The 17,703-nt window shown below is 71.4% G+C and carries 22 protein-coding genes and 1 riboswitch; of the genes, 8 read left to right on the forward strand and 14 right to left on the reverse strand.

Features of this window, described 5'->3' with window-relative positions; all coding sequences use genetic code 11:
* Positions 1-96: 96 nt before the first annotated feature.
* The 3 genes from AB0N82_RS15540 to AB0N82_RS15550 all read right to left on the reverse strand — a co-directional run bounded on the left by AB0N82_RS15540 (position 97) and on the right by AB0N82_RS15550 (position 1,253).
* Positions 97-423, reverse strand: a complete 327-nt coding sequence (locus AB0N82_RS15540) for a hypothetical protein (RefSeq protein ID WP_363392809.1) — start codon at positions 421-423, stop codon at positions 97-99.
* A 99-nt stretch (positions 424-522) separates the two neighbouring features.
* Positions 523-660, reverse strand: coding sequence for a hypothetical protein (locus AB0N82_RS15545; protein WP_315993204.1), 138 nt, complete (start codon positions 658-660; stop codon positions 523-525).
* Positions 661-698: 38 nt separating this feature from the next.
* The gene (locus AB0N82_RS15550; RefSeq protein ID WP_315993205.1) at positions 699-1,253 is read right to left on the reverse strand and encodes a MarR family transcriptional regulator; all 555 of its coding nucleotides are present in this window, start codon (positions 1,251-1,253) and stop codon (positions 699-701) included.
* Positions 1,254-1,367: 114 nt separating this feature from the next.
* Between AB0N82_RS15550 and AB0N82_RS15555 the strand changes: the two genes are divergently transcribed.
* The 3 genes from AB0N82_RS15555 (at position 1,368) to AB0N82_RS15565 (ending at position 2,423) form a co-directional block, all read left to right on the forward strand.
* On the forward strand, positions 1,368-1,745 hold the full coding sequence (locus AB0N82_RS15555) for a hypothetical protein (RefSeq protein WP_363392813.1): 378 nt from the start codon (positions 1,368-1,370) through the stop codon (positions 1,743-1,745).
* Between the two features lies 1 nt (position 1,746).
* Positions 1,747-2,088, forward strand: coding sequence for a hypothetical protein (locus tag AB0N82_RS15560; protein ID WP_315993207.1), 342 nt, complete (start codon positions 1,747-1,749; stop codon positions 2,086-2,088).
* Positions 2,089-2,258: 170 nt separating this feature from the next.
* The gene (locus AB0N82_RS15565; protein WP_315993208.1) at positions 2,259-2,423 is read left to right on the forward strand and encodes a hypothetical protein; all 165 of its coding nucleotides are present in this window, start codon (positions 2,259-2,261) and stop codon (positions 2,421-2,423) included.
* A gap of 60 nt (positions 2,424-2,483) precedes the next feature.
* On the opposite strand, the gene AB0N82_RS15570 is transcribed toward AB0N82_RS15565, so the two are convergent.
* The 5 genes from AB0N82_RS15570 to AB0N82_RS15590 all read right to left on the reverse strand — a co-directional run bounded on the left by AB0N82_RS15570 (position 2,484) and on the right by AB0N82_RS15590 (position 7,687).
* On the reverse strand, positions 2,484-3,554 hold the full coding sequence (locus AB0N82_RS15570; RefSeq protein WP_315993209.1) for a spore photoproduct lyase family protein: 1,071 nt from the start codon (positions 3,552-3,554) through the stop codon (positions 2,484-2,486).
* A 9-nt stretch (positions 3,555-3,563) separates the two neighbouring features.
* The gene (locus AB0N82_RS15575; RefSeq protein ID WP_315993210.1) at positions 3,564-4,388 is read right to left on the reverse strand and encodes a DNA-formamidopyrimidine glycosylase family protein; all 825 of its coding nucleotides are present in this window, start codon (positions 4,386-4,388) and stop codon (positions 3,564-3,566) included.
* 2 nt (positions 4,389-4,390) lie between these two features.
* Entirely contained in the window at positions 4,391-5,872 is a 1,482-nt protein-coding gene (locus AB0N82_RS15580) for an NAD(P)/FAD-dependent oxidoreductase (protein ID WP_363392819.1), read from the reverse strand.
* Positions 5,869-6,372, reverse strand: a complete 504-nt coding sequence (locus AB0N82_RS15585) for an SRPBCC family protein (RefSeq protein WP_315993212.1) — start codon at positions 6,370-6,372, stop codon at positions 5,869-5,871. The genes AB0N82_RS15580 and AB0N82_RS15585 overlap by 4 nt, the downstream gene beginning before the upstream one ends.
* A gap of 139 nt (positions 6,373-6,511) precedes the next feature.
* Positions 6,512-7,687 carry a GAF domain-containing sensor histidine kinase gene (locus AB0N82_RS15590; RefSeq protein ID WP_363392822.1) on the reverse strand — a complete coding sequence of 392 codons (1,176 nt, stop codon included), beginning with the start codon at positions 7,685-7,687 and terminating at the stop codon, positions 6,512-6,514.
* Positions 7,688-7,797: 110 nt separating this feature from the next.
* Here AB0N82_RS15590 and AB0N82_RS15595 point away from each other — a divergent pair, with 110 nt between their 5' ends.
* Entirely contained in the window at positions 7,798-8,076 is a 279-nt protein-coding gene (locus AB0N82_RS15595; protein WP_315993214.1) for a hypothetical protein, read from the forward strand.
* A gap of 67 nt (positions 8,077-8,143) precedes the next feature.
* Here the strand turns inward: AB0N82_RS15595 and AB0N82_RS15600 are convergent, their stop codons facing one another.
* The 5 genes from AB0N82_RS15600 to AB0N82_RS15620 form a co-directional block, all read right to left on the reverse strand.
* Positions 8,144-9,460 carry a hypothetical protein gene (locus AB0N82_RS15600; RefSeq protein WP_363392825.1) on the reverse strand — a complete coding sequence of 439 codons (1,317 nt, stop codon included), beginning with the start codon at positions 9,458-9,460 and terminating at the stop codon, positions 8,144-8,146.
* Positions 9,461-9,589: 129 nt separating this feature from the next.
* Positions 9,590-9,913: an SMR family transporter gene (locus AB0N82_RS15605; RefSeq protein WP_363392828.1), complete on the reverse strand. Its 324-nt coding sequence runs from the start codon at positions 9,911-9,913 to the stop codon at positions 9,590-9,592.
* A gap of 13 nt (positions 9,914-9,926) precedes the next feature.
* Positions 9,927-9,989, reverse strand: a riboswitch (guanidine-III (ykkC-III) riboswitch).
* Positions 9,990-10,150: 161 nt separating this feature from the next.
* A complete protein-coding gene (locus AB0N82_RS15610) occupies positions 10,151-11,011 on the reverse strand; it encodes a CPBP family intramembrane glutamic endopeptidase (protein WP_363392831.1) in 861 nt (286 codons plus the stop codon).
* Positions 11,008-11,730, reverse strand: a complete 723-nt coding sequence (gene trmB, locus AB0N82_RS15615) for a tRNA (guanosine(46)-N7)-methyltransferase TrmB (RefSeq protein ID WP_363393349.1) — start codon at positions 11,728-11,730, stop codon at positions 11,008-11,010. Before trmB ends, AB0N82_RS15610 begins: the two co-directional genes overlap by 4 nt.
* A gap of 59 nt (positions 11,731-11,789) precedes the next feature.
* Positions 11,790-12,623, reverse strand: a complete 834-nt coding sequence (locus AB0N82_RS15620; protein ID WP_315993219.1) for a DUF3097 domain-containing protein — start codon at positions 12,621-12,623, stop codon at positions 11,790-11,792.
* Between the two features lie 126 nt (positions 12,624-12,749).
* Between AB0N82_RS15620 and AB0N82_RS15625 the strand changes: the two genes are divergently transcribed.
* The 4 genes from AB0N82_RS15625 (at position 12,750) to AB0N82_RS15640 (ending at position 17,030) form a co-directional block, all read left to right on the forward strand.
* Positions 12,750-14,858: a TPM domain-containing protein gene (locus tag AB0N82_RS15625; RefSeq protein WP_363392835.1), complete on the forward strand. Its 2,109-nt coding sequence runs from the start codon at positions 12,750-12,752 to the stop codon at positions 14,856-14,858.
* Positions 14,859-14,947: 89 nt separating this feature from the next.
* Entirely contained in the window at positions 14,948-15,703 is a 756-nt protein-coding gene (locus AB0N82_RS15630) for a PspA/IM30 family protein (protein WP_315993221.1), read from the forward strand.
* 62 nt (positions 15,704-15,765) lie between these two features.
* The gene (locus AB0N82_RS15635) at positions 15,766-16,578 is read left to right on the forward strand and encodes an arginase family protein (RefSeq protein ID WP_363392839.1); all 813 of its coding nucleotides are present in this window, start codon (positions 15,766-15,768) and stop codon (positions 16,576-16,578) included.
* Positions 16,575-17,030, forward strand: coding sequence for a Fe-S oxidoreductase (locus AB0N82_RS15640; RefSeq protein ID WP_315993223.1), 456 nt, complete (start codon positions 16,575-16,577; stop codon positions 17,028-17,030). The genes AB0N82_RS15635 and AB0N82_RS15640 overlap by 4 nt, the downstream gene beginning before the upstream one ends.
* A gap of 140 nt (positions 17,031-17,170) precedes the next feature.
* On the opposite strand, the gene AB0N82_RS15645 is transcribed toward AB0N82_RS15640, so the two are convergent.
* On the reverse strand, positions 17,171-17,635 hold the full coding sequence (locus AB0N82_RS15645; RefSeq protein ID WP_363392842.1) for an SIP domain-containing protein: 465 nt from the start codon (positions 17,633-17,635) through the stop codon (positions 17,171-17,173).
* Positions 17,636-17,703 lie beyond the last annotated feature (68 nt).

Genomic DNA, 17,703 nt, shown 5'->3' on the forward strand with positions numbered 1-17,703 from the left:
GGCGACGCTCCGGCGCAACGTGTGCAGCACGATCGCCGACTCGGCGGCATCCGCCGTCTTTCGCTCGACCGGCTCGTGGGCTGAATCGGGTGGCGATCAGGCCTGCGTGGGCTGGTCGAAGTCCCAGTCGATGGGCTCGTCGTCATCCACGTCGGACGTGGGCTCGACCGCCCGCAGGTGCGGGCGCGGGAACAGGCGGTGGTTCTTCAACTCGGCGGCCGCGTGAGCGAAGTCCGGTTCCTCGTCGTGCCAGTCGACGGGCGCGGACAGCACATCATTGCCCACGCCGATCACCAGCTCCGCCTGGGCGACCTTCTTGTCGCCGGTGACGATGGGGATGCTGACCGCCTCGGCCTGCCCCTCTTTCGCCACTGCCGCGGTCAGCTCCACGAGTGACGCGGCCACGTCGTCGGTGGTCGTCACGGTTTCGCCGGCATAGGTCACGCATCGCATTCCCCCACTCTGCGGTCCCACCCGGCAGGGGTGGGGCGGGTTGCCCCGGCCGCGCGCGTGGGATACGCATCAGTCGCGGCGTTGCGCCGAACGGAACATCGACTCGTCGAGTTCGAACCAGACCGCGCGAACGGTGTCGAACTCGGCGAACGGTTCCGGCTGAGGATCGGTCAGAGAGAGGCGGTAACCGCGAGGAAGGTCATCCACGTGCTGTCCGTCGCGCGGTCCGCCGACGAGCACGTAGATCACGGGGAATCGACCGCCCGCTTGTCGACCGCCACTCCGTCGACGGCGTCGCTCATGCGGTGCAGGAAGGCGACGACGGCCGCGGACTCCTCGGGCGACATGTCGATCACGGCCGCGAGCATGCGGTCGTGCATGTTGCCGAGGGTCTGTCGCACCTCCTCGTCGGCGCGCGGGGTGGCCTGGATGAAGATGCTGCGACGATCCTCGGGGTTCGCCGCACGCGTGATGTGGCCCGATCGCTCCAGGCGGTCCAGGATCGCCGTGGTCGACGCGGTCGAGAGCCCGAGGTACCGGGTCAGTTCCCCCGGGCGCACCCGCCGAGTGGGGTCGCGGAGCAGATAGCGCAGGACGAGGAGTTCGTTCTCCCCCATCGCCATGGAGTCGCGGGTGCGGCGTCGCATGGCGACCTCGGCCGCCCGGTAGATGCGCAGCGCTTCGAGGACGGCTTTGCTCCGGCGTCGGCGATCGGTCGGCTCGTCGCCGTACCAGTAGGTGACCTCTTCGGTGGGTCCCGTGCTCGTGAGTCCGCGGGACGTGGTTTCGACGTCGGTCATGACACACTCCTCCCCGCTCGTCCGCCGACTATACCTCGTTAATAATAGTTAGACAAACTAGTTACTAAGCGAGTATGTTCTACACACAGCTAATCGCTCACGAAGGGAGTTCCCATGGGCCACTTGTTCTACGGCACGTCGACCGAACCGATCCGCATCCCGGACCGTCTCCTCTCGCACCTCAAGGTCGTGACCACGACCAAGCTCCGCCGCAGCGAGAGCTTCACCCTGAGCTGGACGCACGTCGACGGCACCCCCGGCCGCTCCACCCTCTGGCTGCAGCCGGCCATCCCCCTGCGATTCGTGTTCGATTCGGCGGAGCCCGAAACCCTCGACGCGACGACGCTGAAGAGCATGGCCGAGATGGCGAACTCCTCGGCGGGACTCGTCATCGACCTGCGGGTCGAGATCCCCGAGGCTCACCCGACCCGTGTGGCGCCCGCGCGCACCCCCGCTGCGACCCGCCGCCGTTCGCTCTCGGTCGCCGCCTGACATGAGCGCTCCCACTCTTCCCGTCGTGCCGACGCTCGCCCCTGCCCGGGTGCTGTGGGCGAAGGTCGACACCGGCTTCTGGGTCGCCCACCGCGGCGGCGAATACGACGGCTGCGTCGACGCGGTCGCCGGCGGGTTCGTGTCGCGCGACGCGCACGGCATCCCCATCGGCCGCTACGACAGCCTCGATGCCGCGAAGGCGTCGCTGCGCTCGACGATGCACCCCGCCAACGTGTCGCGTCGCCGGCGCGCCGAGCGCGTTTCGGTCGTTGCGGCAACCGCCGTCGGAGGCACCGCCCTCGCCTTCGCTCTCACCGCGGGCGCCCTGGCGCCGTACCTGTGAACGACGTGAACGATGTCGAGCTGCGCGACGACGCCGACGACTTCGAGGACGCGGCGAGCGCCGAGTTCGCCGCTCGCTACGGCGTCACTCCCCTCTGATCGCCGTCGACCCCCTGGACGTCACGGTTCGGACGTGACACCGTCGGCGCTTCACCAACGGATGGAGACCCCATGACGATCGACAACGGACACCCCGGAAGCGGAGACTCCGGCGCCGCTCCCGACGAGCAGTCGAACGGCGCTGGCAGCGAGTCGCCCGAGGAGGGTGCGGCCGCGCAGCGCGACGCCGACGAGGCCGCGACCACGAGCGACTCCCCCACCGGCGACATCGGCTGAGACCGCCTGGACGGCCGGCGCGGCTCCCGACGGGAGCGCGCCGGCTGCTGCGTCTGCGCGTCAGAAGGCGTAGCGCACCCGGCAGTACGGAAGCTTCCGGGCGATGAGATCGGTGAGAGCCGCAACACTCTGCGCCTTGAGGGGATGCCGATAGCGGACGTTGACCGCGCCGTTCTGCGAGCGCTTCTCCTCTTGCGCGGCGGGTGTCCACAGCAGCTCCTCCCCCTTGGGGTGCCAACCGAGGTTCACCTCGTGCAGGCCCTCGTTGTGCGTGAGGAAGATGACCTCGCAGGCCAGCTGGGCCTTGGCCCGCGCATGCAGTGCCGCGTCGAGCTGCTCGAAGAGCTCTTCCCAGTCGGCGAGCCACGTCGGGGTGAGGATGACCGGCGAGAAGTTGACATGCACCTCGTACCCGGCATCGACGAAGTCGTTGATCGCGGCGATGCGCTCCGCCATCGGCGAGGTGCGCAGATCGGTGACGCGCGCCGTGCCCGCCGGCATGAGCGAGAAGCGGATGCGTGTGCGGCCCGCGGGATCCCACTCGAGCAGATCGCGGTTGACGAACTTCGTCGCGAACGACGCCTTCGCGGTCGGCGTCATGCGGAACAGATCGCACACGTCGCGGACGTTCTCGCTGAGGAGCGCGTCGACGGAGCAGTCGCCGTTCTCGCCGATGTCGTACACCCAGGCGTCGGGGTCGCACTGGTTCGGCTCGGTCTTGGGCCCCCGGGCCGCGACGTGGCGCGCGAGGTGACGCGTGATCTGGTCGATGTTCGCGAACACCGTGATGGGGTTGCTGTAGCCCTTGCGGCGCGGAACGTAGCAGTAGGAGCACGCCATCGCGCAGCCGTTCGACAGCGACGGCGCGATGAAGTCCGCCGAGCGGCCGTTCACGCGCGTGGTGACGCTCTTCTTCACGCCCAAGACGAGCGCTTCGGTCTTGATGCGCACCCAGCGGGCGACGTTGGTCTCATCGCCGTGAACCTCGGGGATCTGCCAGTGCGAGGCGACCGGAACGATGTCGGCGTCGGGCCAGCGCGCGACGATCTCCCGTCCGCGCTCGAGTTCGAGCGCGGCGTCCTCCGCGTAGATGCGCGTGACGCGCAGAAGGTTCTCCCGTTCGACGGCCATCGTTCCGTTCTACTCCGGGGTTCCGACATCGACGTTCGCCGGCATCGGCTGACACCGCGGGCACCACCACGTGCGGCGCTGCTCCGGGTCGTTCGCCACCTCGTCGCGCACGCGGACGCGCGTTCCGCAGCGCAGGCACGGACGCCCCGCGCGGCCGACCACCCAGTGCGAGGCGCCCCGACGACGATCCCCCGTGGTGACCTGGTACATCCCCGGGACCGTCGCCGACACGCGAAGGCATCGAGCCGCGAGCGTCACGAGGGCGTCCAGATCGGTCGCACCGATCGGCGCGAAGGGGTGGATGCCGCGCAGGAAGGCGAGCTCGTTCACCCAGAGGTTGCCGAGCCCCGCCACCCGACGCTGGTCGAGGAGCGCTGCCACGAACGGGCGATCGGGGCGTTCGGTCAGCCGGCGCACGGCCTCCGCGGCATCCCAGTCCGCGCGGAGCGGATCGGGACCGAGGTACCCCACGACGTCGCGTTCGCGCGCGGTCGGCACGAGCTCGACGACCGGCAGATCCAGTCCCCACACCTCCCGCCCGTCGTCGAGTCGCAGGCGCACGCGGGCCTTCTCCCGGACCGCGGTCGGAAGGGATCTGCCGGCTCGCGTGATGGTCCACGATCCCTGCATGCGCAGGTGCGTATGCAGCGTGTCGCCCTCATCGAAGCGCGTGAGCAGGTGTTTTCCGTGCGTGTCGTAGCCGACGATCGTGCGGCCGGCGAGGGAGAGACCGGCGGCATTGCCGGAGCGCACCTCCCCATCGGCCACACGGGCGCCGGTCGTCGCGGCATCCAACCGCTGACGGAGGCGATAGACGCTGTCGCCCTCCGGCACGGCTAGCGCGCCGCGGGGAGGAGCTGGTCGCCGCGGGGGGCGAGATCGGGACGCAGGCGCGTTCCGAACTCGTGGCGCAGGGCGCTCAGCGCGGCCTGCCACCCGGCAAGACCGTGCACGCCGGGCCCCGGACTCGCCGACGAAGAGCACAGGTACACGCCCTTCATCGGGGTGCGCCAGGGGTCGGGGCTGTAAACCGGCCGGCCGAGCAGCTGCGTCAGGGTGGGGGCACCGGCGGAGATGTCACCGCCCGGGAAGTTGGGGTTCCACGTGGCGATGTCGACCGCGGTGCGCGAGCTCGAGGCGAGGATCGTGTCGCGGAAACCCGGCGCGAAACGCTCGATCTGCCGCACGATGGCCTCTTCGCGGTCGGCCGGACTCCCGGACGGCACGTGCGTGTACGCCCACAGCACGTGCTTGCCCGCGGGCGCGCGCGTGGGGTCGAACAATGTCGGCTGAGCGGCGAGGACATAGGGGGCGTCGGGGAGCTCGTCGCGCGCGATCGCGTTCTCGGCCGCGGCGATCTCGGCCCGGGTACCGCCGATGTGGACGGTCCCGGAGCGCGCGACGTCGGGATCGGCCCACGGCACCGGCTCGGACAGCGCGAAGTCGACCTTCGCCACGCCCCCGCCGTACCGGAACCGCTGCAGCGCTCGGCGGTATGCCGCCGGCATCCGGTCTCCGGCGAGGCGGATCAACGCTCGCGGGGTGGTGTCGAGCAGGACCGCACGCGACGGGGGGAGCTCGTCGAGCGAGGTCACCTCGACCCCCGCGTGCAGGACGCCGCCGTGCGCACGGATGTCGGCGATCATCGCATCCGCGATCGCCTGGCTGCCGCCGACCGGGATCGGCCACCCGCGACCGTGCCCGTAGGTGGCCAGCACCAGACCCGCTCCCCCGGCCGCGAGGCTCGGCTGGTGAAGGATCGTGTGCGCGGACACGCCCGTGATCATGCTCGGCACGGCCTCCTCGCGGAAGCGCGCGTTCCACCACGGACCGCCCTGCTCGAGGGCCCGGATGCCGAAGAAGAACGCCGCGAGAGGGTCGCCGGGGATGCGCAGCAGCGCATTCCCCGTGAAGTCGGCGACGCCGCGCAGATGATCGACGAGCGGGCGCATCAGCCGCTCGTAGGCGGGCCCGTCGACGCCGAGACCGTCGGCGGCGCGCGCGAGATCGCGGAACGCCAGCGCGGCGCGCCCCCCGTCGAGCGGGTGCGCGTACGACACCTCGGGCACGATCAGGGGAACGCGACGGTCGAGACCGAACTCGCGGAAGAACCACGACTCGAGGGCGAGGGGGTGCACCGCCGACCCCACGTCGTGGTGGAAGCCCGGGAGCGTCAGCTCCGCGGTGGACGCGGCTCCGCCGAAGGTCGGCGCCTTCTCGTAGACGCCGACCGAGAGCCCGGCGCGTGCGAGGGTGACGGCAGCGGCCAGGCCGTTCGGACCGGAACCGACGATGACGGCGTCGTAGGTCTCGCTCATCGTCGGATCGGCTCCCTCTCGGCGGTCGACTCGTGGCCGATCGCGTCGGCACCGCCCTCGGTGCCGGGTGCGCCGCCCTCCGCGAGGTAGGCGAGACGGTGCAGCGTCTCGGCGTTGCGCCAGCGGGTGATGGCATCGAAGACGGTGTCGGGCAACAGCCGGGTCGGCCCCGTGACGGGCTCCTCCTGGATGCGCACGACGCATCCCTCGCCCCGTCGTTTGACGTCGATGGCGACGCGCGCGACGCCGATCGGGCCGCCGTGCGGTTCCAGGACCGCGCGATGCGGCGGATCCCAGACGCGCATGATCGTGGTGTCGTTCACGAGCAGGGGCCACGACCCGAACGAGTGGTGCAGCGTCGCCCCCACCTGGGGCCAGGACTCCCCCACATCGCGCATCCGCGAGGTGCCGACCACCCACAACGGGTAGAGCCAGCCGTTCTCGAGGACGCGGAAGACGTCTTCCGGGGTGCAGTGCAGCAGACGGACGTTGCGGGCCATGCGTCGCTCCTCCTCGTCGTCTCGGATGCGGACGGATGCCGAGGACTTCCCCGACAGCCCTCACGCTACGGTCCGCCTCCGACATCCGTCGCGGTGGTTGCGCCTCAGCGCCTCGGCCGATATCGGCGCCGCGGTCGGCTCACGCGGCCGCGGGGAGGACGAACCACGCGCGCGTCCCACCCGCCGGGGAGGCGTCGAGACCGATCGTCCCGCCGTGCGCCTCGACGATACGTCGACATGTCGCGAGGCCGATGCCGATGCCCTGCACGTCGGCGCCGTGCCCGCGCTGCATGGGCTCGAAGACGCGCTCGCGCAACTCCGTCGGCACCGCATCGCCGTTGTCGTCGACGCTGATCCGCCAGCCGTCGGGCAGGGTCTCGACGCTCACTCGGACGTCGGGCACCTTCTCGGCCGCGACGGTGAACTTGACGGCATTGGCGATGAGGTTCTGCAGCAGGACGCGCAGCAGGGTGTCGTCGCCCCGGACGAACGTCGAGGCGACCACCGTGACCTCCGCGCCCGTGCGCACCAGCGCGCCGTCGAGGTCTTCGAGCACCGCGTCGACGGTCTCGGCCACGTCGACCTGCGTCATATGGGGGCGGGCGCCGCCTATCCGGGCGAAGTCGAGCAGGTCGGTGACCATCGACGTCATCCGACCGGCCGCGGCTTCGGCGCGGGCGAGGGACTGCGCCGCGCGCGGGGCGTCGGCCATCTCGGGGCTGTCCGCGGCGAGCTCGAGGAAACCCGTCAACGCCGTGAGCGGGTTGCGCAGGTCATGGCTGACCTGGGTCGCGAAGTTCTCCAGCTGCTGGTTCGACTCGACGAGGTCGCGCTGGACGCGGCGCAGCTCCAGCACGTCGATCACCTGATGGGCGAGCAGGTCGAGCGCGTGAGCGCTGGCATCCGAGAGCTCCCCCACCTCGTCGTCGAAGACGCAGAGCGTGCCGATCGCCACTCCCGACGGCGTGATGAGCGGGCTGGAGGCGTAGAAGCGCACGTTCGCGACCTCGCCGGTGACGAAGGCATTGAGGGCGAAGCGGTCATCGAGCCGGGCGTCGGCGACGACGACGCGGCCCGGCTGGGAGATGACGGCCGCGCACATCGAGTCCTCGCGCTCGCATGACGCAGCCCGGATGCCGACGGCGGCGACCTGATGCTGCATCCGGTCGTCGATGATGTTGATGACGGCGGTGGGGACCCCGCACACGGTCGCGGCGAGTTCGACGAGCCCTTGGAGGTCGGGCTCGGACGGCTCGCCCACGAGACGGTACTGAGCGATCGCGTCTCGCCTGGTCACATCGTGCGCAGTCGACACGGCATCCCCCTGGTGTTCTCGCCGACGAGCCTAGCGGCTGCGGGTTACACCGGGACGGCCGGGAGAGGAAGGGGCTCGCGCGCGATGGCCGCGTAGCGCAGAGTCGCGGCATGAGCACCCCGACCTTCCCCCAGACCCCGTCCGAGCCCAGCGCACCGACTCCCGCGGAGCCGACCACGCCGGCGCCGTCCGAACCGACCGTCCCCCTCCCGCCCGAGACGCAGCCCGCCCCGGCGGGCGGGGTCGGCGACGAAGCGAAGGGGTCCGACGCAGCCGGCGCCTTCGCCGAGGACGACGACGAGGCGATCGGCTCGGCCGAGACGGTCGCCGACAACGCGGTCGAGGAGGCCGTGGTCGACGCGGTCGACCCGGGCGGACGGCCCGACTGAATCCGAACACACGCGGAAGGGGGCGATGCCGGATCGGCACCGCCCCCTTCCGCCGTTCAGGCGAGGATCACGGGTTGCCGCGCGTCCACAGCAGGAGGATCGCGACGGCCTGCAGCACGAGGCAGCCGACGAGGATGGCGGTGCGCCGGCGCGGCGTCGACGACCATCGCTCGTCGCCCATGAGCGGCGCCATGGGCATGAGCAGACGGAACGTGCTCTGCTGGGGCAGGAACACCGCGAAGATGTACACGCCGTAGCTGAAGCCGTACGCGACGACCATGAGGCCGAGCTTGCGGACGGGCCGCGACCACATCAGCGCGAGGAACGCCACGATGAGGGCGATCACCAGCACGATGCCGACGACACCCAGGTGCGTACCCGCCTGACGGAACCACGGAGTGAAGGGCGTGAACTCGTCGTTGCCGACGTAGTCGAGCCACCACCCGAGCTCGGTGCGGATGTAGGCGTTGTGCGTTCCCGTGACGAACTGGGCGATGTGGTTCCAGGAGAGCCCCGCCACCGCGATGACCAGCCCGGATGCCATGAGCGACGCCCATTCGCGGACCGGGAACGGGTCGACCCGACGGCGGAAGAAGCGCACGAGGAACACGATGCCCAGGGCCAGGCCCAGGGCGAGCACGCCCGGCCGCGTGTACGCGGTGATGAGGCCGATGGGCAGGATCCACAGATAGCGCCGCTTGATCGCCAGCAGCATGCCGGCGAACATCAGCAGCATGAACAGGCCCTCGCTGTAGCCGATCACGAAGAGGAACGACATCGGCGCGAAGGAGAAGAACACCACGGCCCACCACGCCGGCTGCGGCTTGGCGACGGTGCGCAGCAGGACGAACAGCAGCCACGTGGCGCCGAGACTGGCCCCGAGGCTCAACAGGATGGCGACCGGCTGCCAGCCGAGACCGGTCGTGCCCGAGATGACGCGCACCATCGTGGGGAACACCGGCAGGAACGCCCAGTTGTTGGGGAGGATGTCGCCCGAGACGTTCATCGGCAGCGACATCGGGTAGCCCTGGGCGGCGATCTGGCCGTAGCGATCGGCATCCCACCCGGTGAGGTAGTCGAAGAACGTGCCGAGACGCTCGCTGTCGGGGCCGAAGCCCCAGCGCGCCGCCTTCGCGATCGAGTAGAAGCCCCACAGGAGCCCGAAGTTCACCGTGCGCGCGATCGCCCACAGGATCAGGATGCGAGTGAAGGCCCCGCGCTCGATGGGGACGATGCCCTCGGGCCGGCGCAGGACGTCACTGCCGTACTGCCGCAGCGCGCGACCGACGCGGGATTCGCGCAGACGATCGAGACGTCGCGACGGACGCCCGATGACCCTCGACGGTTGCGTCGGGGTGACAAGCTCGCTCGGCGGTGCGCTCACTCGGAACCTTTCACAGGGGAAGACGAGGGCGAGTGACGACGGTGTCTGGCCCGGAGAAGTGCAATTGGGCGTGATCGTACCGGATCAAACTGACCGTTCCATCCGGTTGACTTCTGCGGAAACCCCAGGTCAGTGGGTGTCGCCCACGAGCTTCAGGCCGACCACGCAGCCGACCAGGCCGAGCACCAGGAGCACCTTCACCACCGAGACCGCCTCGGTGCCGGTCACCATGGCGACCACGACCGTCAGCGCGGCCCCGATCCCGACCCAGACCGCGTAGGCCGTGCCGGTGGGGATCTCGCGCATCGCCACGGCGAGCCCACCCATGGATGCCACCAGGGCCACGCCGAAGATCACGCTCGGCCAGAGCCTGGTGAAGCCCTCCGACCGACCGAGGGCGGTGGCCCAGACGGCTTCGAGGACACCGGAGAGGATGAGGATGATCCACGACATGACGATGCAGCTCCTTGGCCAGTCTTGTCGCTGTCCGGGTACTGATCCCTCGTCCGGGGGCGCGGTGGGCGTCCGGTGCCCAGGCTAGCGTCCGCGCCTGGGCAGGACCCGTGCAGCACGACTCGAGTGAACGCCGCCCCGTGGGGGAAACGCTCCGGCCGGGCGTTTCCCCCACGCCGGAGCGTTCACACCGGGCCGCCCGGGCCTCGGCCGCAGGCGGGCTCCCGGCATCCGGCTTCAGATCAGGAAGATGGATGCCGCGCCGGGGTTGTGGGCGTGGACGAGCACGCCGAAGACCACGGCGTCGAAGAGCAGGTGCACCGTCACGACGTACCAGAGCGAGCGGGTCTTGAGGAAGAGGAAGCCCTGCACGATCGCGAACGGGATCGTGAGCAGAGGTCCCCAGGCCTGGTAGCCGAGTTCCCACAGGAACGAGACGAACACGATGGCCTGCAGCAGGTTCGCCGTCAGGTCGGGGAAGTGCCGGCGCAGCAGCACGAAGACCGTGCAGATGAAGAAGAGCTCGTCCCAGATGCCGACCGCGCCGACGCCGACGAACAGCCGCGCGATGAGCTCCGGCGTCGTCACCTCGGGCCAGTTCATGTAGACACCGGAGGTGATGAAGTAGAACGGCAGGATCAGGTAGCCGAGCACGATGACGCCGGCCAGCCACGCCCACTGCCACCAGGTCCAGCGTCCGCCGCCGCGCCAGGGGAACGCGATCGCGCGATCCCGGTAGACGAAGCGCGAGATCACGTACGGCACGACGGCCGCCCCGCCGAGAGCGAGCGTGAACCGCACGAAGGCCGCGTTGTCGAGCTCGGCGTGCAGCGGGATCAGGCTGACGATGAATTGGCCGATCGCGACGAGCGAGACGTCGCGGGCGATGCTCGGCTCATCGGAGCGGGCGAGGGCGACGCCGTTGCGGCGATCCACGAGAACGGCGGATGCCACGGCGAGAGCGAGCAGGACCCACCCGAGCCACACGACCTGCACGACGAACAGCACCGGGGCGGCGAGGCACACCAACAGCGCCGGGAGGAGCTTCGGCGTCCACGTGGAACGCTCGCGGACCGGCACCGCGGTGTGCGCGGTCACGGCGAGACCCGCGTGTAGGTGAGGTCGCGGATGTCGCGGCCGACCCGCAGCCCCTTCCGCTCGAACGCGGTGAGCACGCGCCCTTCGAAGCGCTCCGCCCACTCCCCCGCGAACGCCCGCTCGAACCCGGGCGCGGCGTCGAGCACCTCGCGCATCTGGTCGGCGTAGTCCTGCCAGTCGGTCGCGAGGCGCAGGGTGCCGCCGGGGCGGAGCGCCTGGGCGGCGATGCGCGCGAAGTCGGGGGCGACGAGGCGGCGCTTCGTGTGCTTGTTCTTGTGCCAGGGGTCGGGGAAGAACACCCAGAGCTCGGAGGCGCTTGCCGCGGGCAACAGATGCTCGAGTGCCTCCGGCGCGTTGGCCTCGACCAGGCGCAGGTTCTTCACGCCCTCGCGGTCGGCGTCGAGCATCGTGCGGGCGAGTCCCGCGGTGAAGACCTCGACGGCCAGGAAGTCCGCGTCGGGATGGGCGGCTGCGGCCGAGACGATCTGGTGTCCCTGCCCCGAGCCGATCTCGACGACCAGGCGCGCCGCGCGACCGTAGACGGCGGCGAGGTCGACCGCGGTGCCGGCCTTCACGCTCGTGGCAGCGGCGGCGCGTTCGACCGGCAGCAGGTAGAACGGCGAGAGCTCGGCCCACGCGCGGTCCTGCGCCTCCGACATGCGGCCGCTGCGGCGCACGAACGACACCGGCTTGTCTCGGAACACGGGGGCGGAGTCCATGGCATCCAGGGTATTCGGCTGCCCCTCGGGGGTGTGGCGCACGGGCACCTTGCGGCCGCTCACGGGACGGTCACGAAATCGATGAGCTCCTCGACGCGGCCGAGCAGGGCCGGTTCGAGGTCGCGGAACGTGGTGACCCTCGACAGGATGTGCTGCCAGGCGCGGGCGGTGTCGGCCTGCTCCTCGGCGGGCCAGCCGAGGGCGCGGCACACGCCCACCTTCCACTCGATCCCGCGGGGCACCTCGGGCCACGCGGCGATGCCGAGGGCGCGCGGGGTGACGCACTGCCACACATCGACGAAGGGGTGGCCGACGATGCGCACGTGGGCGCCGTGGCGGCCGCGCGCGATCTTCTCGGCGATGCGCGACTCCTTGGAGTTCGGGACGAGGTGGTCCACGAGCACGCCGTAGCGGCGCTCTGCGGTCGGGGGCTCGGCATCCAGCTTCTCTTCGAGCAGATCGACGCCCTCGAGGAACTCGACCACGACGCCCTCGGCGCGCAGGTCTGCGCCCCAGACCTTCTCGACGAGCTCGGCGTCGTGCTTTCCCTCGACGAAGATGCGGCTCGCGCGGGCGGTGCGGGCGCGCTGGTCGTGCGCCGCGAACGAACCGGAGGCGGTGCGCGTGCGCCCCTTGGGTGCCGCGGCGGGCGCGGTGAGCACCACGGGCTTGCCGTCGACGAGGAACCCCCCGCCGAGCGGGAAGAGGCGGCGCTTGCCGAACCGGTCCTCGAGCTCGACGTTCATGCCCTCGACCCGCGTCACCGCGCCGACGTAGCCGTCGCCCGCGACTTCCACGACGAGATCCGCGGATGCCGCGACCTCGGCGGCCTTGACGCGTCCGGCGTCGCGCCATCCGCGGGCGAGCACGTCCGTTCCGTACCGGTCGTCCATGGTGGTGTACCTCCGAGCGTTCGAGCCTAGGCGTCGCGCCTGTCCGCCGGCAGCGGACGCGCCGCGCCTATCCCGGTGTCGGCGGTCGTTTATAGGGTGGATCCGTTGCGCACCGAAGGGGGATGCATGCGGGTGCCGAAAGTGGTCCGGGCGGTCGCCGTCGCCTTCCTGACGCTCGTCGCGATCCTGGGGGTGCCGCTCGCCGCGGTCGCCGTCCCCCCTCCCTCCCTCGGCTCGAGCTACGTCGTCGACCGCATCGACGCGCTCACCGATGCGCAGGAGGCAGAGGTGCAGTCGCGGCTGGTGGCGCTGTCGGAGCAGACCGACCTCGATCTGTGGGTCGTCTTCGTCGACGCCTTCACCGATCCCGCCGACGCGCAGGACTGGGCGAACGACACGGCCAATCAGAACAAGCTCGGACCGCACCAGTACGTGCTCGCGATCGCCATCGACGGTGACACGTTCTCGTTCTACCTCTCCGGCGACGTCGACGACGGGGAGCTCTCGGCCGCCCAGCTGACGTCGATCGAGCAGGAACGCATCCAGCCGGCACTGGAGGCCGGAGACGACGCGGGCGCGGCGATCGCCGCCGCCGACGGCATCCGCACCGCGCACGCGCAAGCCGGGGGCAACATGCCCGTTCCCCCTCCGACTCCCGCCACCGACAGCGGGCCCGCCCTCGGGCCGATCATCCTCGTCGCGGTGCTCCTGCTGGCCATCGCCGGCGTGCTGCTGTGGCTCTTCCTCCGCAAGCACCGGTCGGCGGCCACCGCGACGCCGCCCGCGGAGAGCGTCGACGACCTCGCCCGGCGCGCAGGCTCGGCGCTCGTCGCGACCGACGACGCCGTGAAGACCAGCGAGCAGGAGCTCGGTTTCGCCCGCGCCCAGTTCGGCGACGAGGCCGCGGCCCCGTTCGCCGACACCCTCGCTCAGGCCAAAGCCGACCTCGACCGGGCCTTCGCCCTGCAGCAGCAGCTCGACGACGACACCCCTGAGACCCCCGATCAGCGACGAGCCGGCTACGCCGAGATCCTGCGCCTGTGCCAGAGCGCCGACGAGGCCCTGGATGCCAGAGCCGCGGCCTTCGACGAGCTCCGCGCCCTCGAAGCGGACGCCCCGGCCGCCCTGCAGACCGCCCGCACCCGGCGCGAGGCCGTCGCCTCCGCCCTCGCCGCGGCGGAGCACGAGCTGCAACGGCTGCGCGCCCGCTTCGCCGACGACGCGCTCAGCCCCGTCGCCGACAATCCCGCCCAGGCCCGCTCGCGTCTCGACCTCGCCGCCGCCCAGGAGACGGAGGCCGACGCCGCCCTCTCCGCGGGACGCGCCGGCGAAGCGGCGGTCGCCATCCGCGCCGCCCAGGCAGCCGTCGCCCAGGCCGACACGCTCGAGAAGGCGATCACCACCCTCGGCACCGCCCTCGATGACGCCGCTCGGCGCGCAGACGCCCTCGTCGCCGAGATCGAGGGCGACCTCGTCGCCGCTGAGGCCCTGCCCGACCCTGACGGCCGGGTCGCCGCCGCGGCCGCATCGACGCGCTCGCAGCTCGACGCCGCGCGTGCGCTCCTCTCGGCCGAGCGTCCGAGCCCGCTGCGCGCGGTCGACGGACTGCAGCAGGCGAACGCCACCATCGACGGCGTCCTCGACGCGGCGCGCGACGCCGCGGAGCGCCGCCGACGCGCCGAAGGCCAGCTCGACACCGTGCTCGCCCAGGCCCGCGCGCAGGTCAGCGCGACCGAGGACTTCATCGCGGCGCGGCGAGGCGCCGTGGGGCCGACCGCCCGCACCCGCCTCGCCGAGGCCGGTGCCGCGCTGGTGCAGGCCGAGCAGCTGCGGGCGAGTGATCCGGCGGCGGCGCTGACGACGGCCCAGCGTGCGGCGCAGAAAGCCGGCGAAGCCGCCTCGCTCGCCCAGAACGACGTGGGGTCGTTCGGCGGGAGCGGGGGCGGCGGCGACCTCATGGGCGCCATCCTCGGCGGCATCGCCATCAACGCGCTCTCCGGCGGCGGACGACGCCGTGGCGGCTTCGGGGGCGGCGGTCTCGGCACCCTCGGCGGGCTGGGCGGACTGGGCGGCCTGGGCGGCGGCGGATTCTCCGGCGGACGTTCGCGTTCCGGCGGCGGCGGGTTCGGCGGCGGGTTCTCGGGCGGCGGACGATCGCGCAGCGGAGGCGGCCGTGGCTTCTCAAGCGGAGGCGGCCGCGGCCGCGCCGGGGGCGGAGGAGGCCGACGCCGCTGATCCCCTCGCGGCGCAGCCGCCGATCACAGAGAATTCGTAGCATCCGACACCAGACTCGACATCGTCGCCCTCAGGAAGGAACACCCCGCATGGCCAAGCAGTCCATCTTCGGTCGCATCTCGACCCTCGTCCGCGCGAACATCAACGCGCTCCTCGATCAGGCCGAGGACCCGCAGAAGATGATCGACCAGCTCGTGCGCGACTACTCGAACTCGATCGCCGACGCCGAGTCCGCCATCGCCGAGACCATCGGCAACCTGCGTCTGCTCGAGCGAGACCACCAGGAAGACGTCCAGGCCGCGGCCGAGTGGGGCAACAAGGCCCTCGCCGCCAGCCGCAAGGGCGACGAGCTGCGCGCGGCCGGCAACGTCGGCGAGGCCGACAAGTTCGACAACCTCGCGAAGATCGCCCTGCAGCGCCAGATCACCGCCGAGGGCGAGGCCAAGGCCGCCGCTCCCACGATCGCGTCGCAGACCGAGGTCGTCGACAAGCTCAAAGACGGCCTGAACGGCATGAAGACCAAGCTCGAGCAGCTCAAGGCCAAGCGCAACGAGCTCACGGCCCGCGCCAAGGTCGCCGAGGCGCAGAACAAGGTGCACGACGCGGTCAAGTCGATCGACGTCCTCGACCCCACCAGCGAGCTCGGGCGCTTCGAAGACAAGATCCGCCGCGAAGAGGCCCTCGCCGCGGGCAAGCAGGAGCTGGCCGCATCGAGCATCGACGCGCAGTTCAACGCGCTCGAAGACGTCGGCGAGCTGACCGAGGTCGAGGCGCGTCTGGCCGCTCTGAAGGTCGGCGGCCCGCAGCGCGCGGCGATCGACGCCCCCAGCCCCGACCAGCTCTGATCGACCCTCGAGCGCGCCGTCCGTCCACCGGGCGGCGCGCTCCCGTCTCCGGCGAGGACACCATGGCCAGATTCATCGTCGCCCCGCAGTGGCAGGGCTCCTCGTCGTCGCGTGCGATGCAACTCGTCGACGGTGCCCAGGCCATCGCCGGCGACCTCCCCCGCGCCTCGACGACGGTGCTCGACGCACCGACCGAGGCCGGAGACCCACAGGGCACGCGTGTGCACCGTCTCAGTGCTCTCGTCCGCATGCGCGAACGCATCGAAGACGCCGTCCGCGGAGCAGACGGGCCCGCCGTGGTGATCGGCGGCGACTGCGGAGTCGCACTCGGGGCCGTTTCGGCCGTCGCGGGCGACGACCTGGCGGTGGTGTGGATCGACGCGCACGCCGACCTGAACACCCCGGAGTCCTCCCCCAGCGGGGCGTTCCACGGCATGGTGCTGCGCGCCATCGCCGGCGAGGGCGAGTCACCCCACCGCCTCGAGCCCGCAATCTCCCCCTCCCGCATCGTCCTCGCCGGAACGCGGGCCCTGGATGCCGAGGAGCAGCGCTACATCTCGGAGCACGGCATGAGTGTCCTCGCCCCTGCCGACCTGGCGGATCCCGATGCCCTCGCCGACGCGGTCCTCGCGACCGGCGCCGCGCGGGTCCACGTGCACGTCGACCTCGACGTGCTCGACCCGGCGGAGATGACGGGCGTCGCCCTGCCCGAGCCGTTCGGTGCGCGCGCGGCCGACGTCGTGGCATCCGTCCGCCGTCTGCGCGAACGCCTGCCGCTCGCGGGGGCCACGCTGACCGAGTTCTCGCCGTCGAGTCCCGCGGCGGCCGTCGACGACCTGGGCACCATCCTCCGTCTGATCGGAGCGCTCGCGTGAGCCCGATCCCCCGCCCGCCGGCCGGCTGGCGCGAGCGCGCCGATCGCGCCGTGGCTCGGGGGCGCCGTCTCGACCGGTTCATCCCCGGCATCCTGCTCGACTCCCCGATCAGCCGCGTCGGCTACTGGTACGGGTGCACCGTGGGATGGGTATGGGGCTCGATCTGGAGCACCGGGCGCATCGAGAGGCGCGGCGGCCTGTGGGTGTTCCGCGGCCTGCCCGCGTGGGCGTTCCCCCGCGGGGGCGTGTGCGTCGGCGGATGCTTCCTGACCGGCGACGACCGACCCACCGACGTGGTCCTCGGACACGAGGCCGTGCACCGGCGACAGTGGCAGCGCTACGGCTTCCTCATGCCCCTGCTCTACGCGCTCGCGGGACGGGATCCGCTGCGCAACCGTTTCGAGATCGAGGCCGGGCTCATCGAGGGCAACTACGTGCCCCGCGGCAGCTGACCCGCCCTCCCTTCACCGCCCGCCCCGCTCACCGCGGCCACTACCGCGGATCGAGTGTCCAGGACACGCCGCCCAGGCCCCGAGGATCCGGCGTGTCGTGGACACTCGACCGAGGGCGACGGGATCGCGCGGCGGCAGCGTCAGCGCGCGGTGGCGAGGCCGAAACGCTCGGGCGTGTGGATGGCGAGCGGATCGACGCCGTGGCGCGAGGTCAGGTCGTCGACGATCTCGGCGGTGCCGAGGTATCCGCCGAGCAGGATGACGCGGGTCGCGTCGTCGTCGCAGCAGAGCATCTCGCCCGCCCAGCCCGAGACCGCACGAGCGAGGGCCTGCCCCGGAGCGCAGCCACGACCCGTACCGGGCGCTCCGCCGCGGCGCGAACGGTCGAGCCACGCGATCGTCATGCGGGCGGGTGCGGCGACGCGACCGATCCACGACTCGTCGGGGACCTCGATGAACACGCGCCCGGTCGAGCAGATGGGCAGCGTCGCAATGAGCGCCTCGAGCTCGGCGAGAGAGGTCTCGTCGGCGGTCACGAGGTGCTGCACACGGGTGTGCCGCGACGCACGGCAGGCGGCGTCGTTGTGCTCGGAAGAGGTGGGCATGATGAGGTCGAGTATACCCCCGACGAAGGGTTGCCTAACCTGTGTTCCGGCTGGTGATCCACACGTGG

The organism is Microbacterium sp. NPDC089186, from assembly GCF_040685115.1.
Classification (GTDB): Bacteria; Actinomycetota; Actinomycetes; order Actinomycetales; family Microbacteriaceae; genus Microbacterium; species Microbacterium galbum.